Annotated in this window: 7 protein-coding genes; all 7 read left to right on the top strand. The window is 44.7% G+C overall.

What is annotated here, in order from left to right:
• Positions 1-480: acyl-CoA thioesterase (locus IKN49_05455; protein ID MBR3632482.1), on the top strand; the 480-nt coding region annotated here is incomplete at its 5' end.
• Positions 441-1,613 (top strand): glycosyltransferase family 2 protein, encoded by a 1,173-nt coding sequence (locus IKN49_05450; GenBank protein MBR3632481.1) that lies wholly within the window; start codon positions 441-443, stop codon positions 1,611-1,613. The genes IKN49_05455 and IKN49_05450, both read left to right, overlap by 40 nt.
• Entirely contained in the window at positions 1,600-2,514 is a 915-nt protein-coding gene (locus IKN49_05445; protein ID MBR3632480.1) for a lysophospholipid acyltransferase family protein, read from the top strand. Before IKN49_05450 ends, IKN49_05445 begins: the two co-directional genes overlap by 14 nt.
• The gene (locus IKN49_05440) at positions 2,495-2,758 is read left to right on the top strand and encodes a hypothetical protein (GenBank protein ID MBR3632479.1); all 264 of its coding nucleotides are present in this window, start codon (positions 2,495-2,497) and stop codon (positions 2,756-2,758) included. The genes IKN49_05445 and IKN49_05440 overlap by 20 nt, the downstream gene beginning before the upstream one ends.
• Entirely contained in the window at positions 2,755-3,957 is a 1,203-nt protein-coding gene (locus IKN49_05435) for a beta-ketoacyl-[acyl-carrier-protein] synthase family protein (protein MBR3632478.1), read from the top strand. Before IKN49_05440 ends, IKN49_05435 begins: the two co-directional genes overlap by 4 nt.
• Entirely contained in the window at positions 3,947-4,741 is a 795-nt protein-coding gene (locus tag IKN49_05430; GenBank protein MBR3632477.1) for a beta-ketoacyl synthase chain length factor, read from the top strand. The genes IKN49_05435 and IKN49_05430 overlap by 11 nt, the downstream gene beginning before the upstream one ends.
• A partial coding sequence (locus tag IKN49_05425; protein MBR3632476.1) for an AMP-binding protein occupies positions 4,728-5,448 on the top strand: 721 nt, incomplete at its 3' end. The genes IKN49_05430 and IKN49_05425, both read left to right, overlap by 14 nt.

The raw sequence follows: 5,448 nt of genomic DNA, 5'->3' as shown, positions 1-5,448 counted from the left end.
GAGGAAATCATGAAAAAGTATACCTATTTCAAACAAGAAGCCACCGATCCTACGCCTCTTGAAAAGTCCATATTTCATACCGTACGTTTTCACGAAATGGATGTGATGCAAATTGTATGGCATGGGCACTATGTAGCTATGTGTGAAGATGCCCGTATGGCCTTAGGGGATGCCTTTGGAATAGGGTATGGAGATTTTTTCAGAAACGGAGTCCTTTTGCCTGTTCGACAAATGCATTTGGATTATTTAGCTCCGCTTACCTATGGGCATACTTACGAGGTGAAAGCCCGTTTGTTTTATACGCAAGCTGTACGGCTCAATGTGGATTTTACGATATTAGATGAGCAGAAAAACGTTATGGCTCGTGGGTATAGTGTACAGCTTTTAATGGATAAGGACCGGCAGGTTCTATTCGAAAGACCCGCTTTTTACGAGAAAATATGCCAAGCATGGAAACAGGGGAAGTTACAACCCAAATAACATTTTTAGTTGTCATTGCACACTATAATCACGCGGCCACTTTGCGACAAGTGGCTGAAAAATGTTGTGCATTTTGGCCGCATGTATTGGTGGTGGATGACGGAAGCGATGCCTCTCCCGAAAAGTGTTTACAAGGACTAAGTGTGCATTTCCTTCGGCAAACCCCTAATCAGGGAAAGGGAAGTGCTATTTTGGCAGGAGCTAGCTGGGCTAAAGAACATGGATTTACTCATCTCATTACCGTGGACGCGGACGGCCAACATGACCCCAGTGAAATCCCGCTTTTTATTCAGGCCGCTAATCAACATCCGCAAGCGCTGATTATCGGAGTACGTAAATTTGATCAGACCGTTCCGTTCGCTTCTCGTTTCGGACGTAAATTCGGGAATTTTTGGGTGCGTGTACAGACTGGAAAAGAAGTCCATGATATTCAAAGCGGGTATCGATGTTATCCCGTGGATGTGTTGCAGGTACTAACCCTGCGGAGCAAACGTTACAGTTTTGAGGTGGAAGTAGTGGTGCGAGCTTTATGGGCTGGTTTTTCAGTTGAAGAAATACCTGTTTCTGTTAGTTATCCTAAAGAACGGATTTCACACTTTAACCAATGGAAGGATAATTTGCGTCTAACGGTACTAAACACTTATTTGACGGTACGTTCCATGTTACCCATTGCCCACCGTCAATACCAGCAAATAGAAGGCCAGCTTACGAAACAAAACTATTGGCAAACACTGCGAAGTAATTTAACCGCTCCGGGCAGTACCGTTCGTAATGCCTTATCTGCAGCTTGGGGTATTTTTTGCGGTTCAATTGCGTTTATAGGGATTCGGCAAGTGTGGCTGTTTTGGGGAGCGGGGTGGTGGAACCTAAACCGGCTCTTATGTGTCGGATTTGAAAAATTATGCATTGGCCCTTTTGTACCGGCATTATGCATTGAAGTAGGATATTTTCTACGTCACGGGCATTGGCTTACAGAGTTTACAATGACTACACTAGGTAAGCAGGCCTTACAACGTATTTGGGAGTGGATTTTGGGTTCTTTGGTAGTGGCGCCTTGTCTGGCTGGGATTATATTTGTGATGGTAGCAATAATCGGCTTTATATTGCGTAGGAGTTTGCATGAACGTGCATGAAGAAAACACAGGCCGCAGTATGGCTTCACGCTTAAAACATCGCTTTGTATATGCGTTAATTTCGTTTGGCGGCCGCCCGCTTGCCTATTTATTTCTATATCCGTTAGTATTGGTATATTGTCTTCACAAATCGGTACGTAATAAATCTCGCGCTTATATCATGCGGCGATTTACTCCCCAGACAAAATGGGAATTTTTTAAGCATACTTTTCGTCTGAATTTAACCTTTGCAAGGACCCTAGTTGATAGGGCCGCATTAGGAATTTTAGGAAGTACACAGTTTATTTCCGACCCACAAGCCCGAAAAATGTGTGAAGACCTCATCGGTCAAGGCAAAGGACTTTTGCTACTTACGGCCCATGTGGGATGTTGGCAAAGTGCGGTTAATTGTATGCAATTTTTGAATACACCGATGCATATTTTGTACTACCATAACCCTAAAGACAATGATAAAATGGTCGCGGAACATAGCGGAAAGAAAGCCCCCTTTACGCTGATTAATCCGGCAGGGCCCTTGGGCGGCGTGCCGGAAATGATGAGCGCACTTCAAAGAGGAGAAATTGTATGTGCCATGGCGGATAGAGTATTTGGCAATCCGCAAAATGCGGTAGAAGTACAGTTTTTAGGTGGCACCGTGCGCGTGCCTTATAGTTTTTATCGTCTGGCGGCTGCCATGGGGGCCCCCATAGTAATTGCTTTTTTCCCGTGGGAAAAACGCGGGCAGTTGAGTAGTTTGGTGTTAGCGCCTATGTATGTGAAAGACGCGGGCTCAAACAAACAGTACTATCAGCCCTATGCCCAACAATTTATAGACGGCTTAACGGAATTTTGTATAAAATATCCGTATCAGTTCTTTAACTATTTTGACTGGTGGAACGACTATGACACAACAAACAATTGATGAAATTAAAACGCTCATTACTGAGAATATCGATCTGGGCGGTAATGATATTTCCGGTTTTGGTGCGGATGATGCCATATTCGGCGATACGGGCCTGTGTTTGGATAGTTTGGATGCTGTGGAACTTATTATGCTTTTGCAAAAGAAATACGGCATTTTAATTGAAAATATGCAACAAGGCCGTGAAGTATTCAAAACTTTGGGAACATTAGCCGATTACATTGAGAAAAATCGTAAAAAATGACGTTTTCAAATCAGGTGCCGGTAGCAGGCATGGGTTGCCTATGTGCGTGTGGAAACACGGTAACAAATGCGTTTAATGGTGTATTAAACGCAGATGCGTATTTTGTGCTACCCACCGGGCGCGTTAGCAGTACTTACACCCATAAATATCCCGTGTTTTTAGTTCCCCCCCATGAATATAAAGATAAACCGGCTGATATGACGCACAGTCAGTTCTTTTTTATAGAAGCAGCTAAACAGGCATTTGCTCAAGCAGGTATTTCTCCACAGCAATTAGACCCCAAACGAGTAGGCGTTATCATCGGGGCTTCCGTTCATCCTTCTTTTCATTGTTTCCCTATTTATCGTCATTGGAAAGAAGGTCAATTGTCTACGCAAGATATTGCCGGGCTTAGAACTTATTTAGATACTCCCTTGGCGCAGTGGGTTAGTAGTTATTTTCACTTTGAAGGACCTTTTCAAACAGTGGTAACGGCTTGTGCCAGTGGAACAGATGCGATTGGTCTAGCCAAAAATTGGATAGAAACGGATTTATGCGATGTGGTTTTGTGTGGTGGAACCGATGAAATTACGGAAAGTCCGTATGATGGATTTATTCGTTTGCTCGTATCTACGCCCGAACGGTGCCGCCCGTTTTGTAAAACCCGTCAAGGTATTAATATCGGGGAAGGAGCGGCTGCCTTGCTGTTAACTAGTCAGAAAACAGCCCAGCAGTTAAAATTACCCTGCCAAGGATATGTGCTTGGCTATGGTAATGCTTGTGATGGCTTTCATCCTACGGCGCCTGATCCGCAAGGGATTGGCCTTCAAAAGGCTTTGTCTTTTGCATTAAAAGAATCGGGAGTGCAACTACAAGATATTGCCTTTATCAATGCACATGGAACAGCCAGCCAAGCCAACGACAGTGCTGAATCTATCGCTTTTAATGCGATATTGCCTCAGGTTCCGGTTTGGGGTTCAAAGGGAGCAACCGGCCACACACTGGGAGCTGCCGGTGCAATAGAGGCGGTTTTGTCACTTCAAGCGTTACATAAACGTTTACTCCCGGCTACGGTTGGGTTTACCACGCCGGATGAAAAATTACAACTCATACCTACCACTCAACACACATCTATTCAGAAACGTTTTGCGGTGTCGGATTCACTGGCATTTGGCGGGTGCAATGCCGCTATTGTACTGGGGGCGAGCGATGCTTTCTAAACTCTATGTTAACGGATTTTCGTGTTTAACGGCAGATGCCCAACCGGAAGAGTTGGCACCTTTTGTAGAGGTGCGTTCTTTGCGTCGTGCGGAACAGATTTCCAAAAATGCTTTATTGTGTGCTTGTCGGGCTTTAGCGCACGCTAAATTAGAAAAAACCGATCAAGCCAATATGGGTATTAGTATGGCTATAGGAGCCGGCGCATTGGGAAGTACCTTGAAATTTATGGATAGCATTATAGAAGACGGCGACGAATTATCCTCTCCGACAGCTTTTGCCAGTTCCGTGCATAATTCCGTGGCCTTACTGCTTTCTATGTTTCTGCATATCAAGGGGCCCTGCGTCATTACAGGGCAGTTGGATTCTTCTTTTGCAGGAGCTTTACTTACCGCACAACAATTTTTAACCCACAAAATGTGTTCGCAGGTACTAGTTGTTTTGACGGAAGACGTTAACCCTTTGTTAACACAGCAAATTCAGAAGGACAGTAAGGTATTTGATCCTTTGATTTATCAGCCGCAAGCTACCGCCACGCGGGTGGCCGGGGCATTAGTAGTGAGCGCGGCACCTACTCAAACCACACAATTTGTACTAGATAAAGTGCAACTTTCACGTACCGACGATGTAACCACGCACAGCCAGCCGCAATTGCCCATATGTTCGTGTGCACACAGTTTGCTGTTACTGGACAAATATCTTAAAGAAAATGTGTCCTTTTCCATGCGGGAACAATTTGCCGGAACTATTCTGCATATAGAGGGAAAACCTTATGTTCTCGCGTAAGCAAATTGGCTGTATTATTAGTGATATTTTTCGTACCGAACTTGTCAAACAACGGCTAGATACTTTCGCTTTTTTTGATGCTCCGCAAGAGTTAGATTTGCCAAAAATACCACAATCTGTACAACGTGCTGCCATACAGCAAGTGGGGCTTTTCTTTGGTTTTGAACCGGCAGAGTTTGTCCATTTATCAGACCTTACAGAGCAAGCCTATCATGCCTATGAGCAGAATAGATTTGTGCAATTGGCCACCTCCGGCAGTACGGGCGCACCCAAACAATGTTTGCATACAGAGAAAATGATGGAGATTGAAGGTTTCAGTGTTGGAAAACACTTTCAACAAGCCAATCGTTTTATTACGCTTACTCCTCGTCAACATTTGTATGGGTTATCGTTTGCGGTGTTTTTCTCTTCTTTGTTTAAGATCCCTTGCCAGCCGCTTGCTCCTATTCCTCTGCAACCATGGTTCTCATTGCTACGTGGCGGAGATGTAGTGGCGGGGTTTCCCCTGTTTTGGGAATATTTTTTGAAGGCGGAAAACAAATTCCCTTCGGGGGTTACGGCGGTAACCTCTACAGGCCCTTGCCCAAAAGGATTGTTTGATAGGTTAAAACAGGCCGGAGCCGAGCGGGTGGTTGAATTGTATGGAGCCAGTGAAACCGGCGGAATCGGGGTAAGATATAGCGAAGAAGAACCTTTTCAAATCAACG

The organism is Elusimicrobiaceae bacterium, assembly GCA_017528825.1.
Lineage (GTDB): Bacteria > Elusimicrobiota > Elusimicrobia > Elusimicrobiales > Elusimicrobiaceae > Avelusimicrobium.
This window is presented reverse-complemented; position numbering and strand designations above follow the sequence as displayed.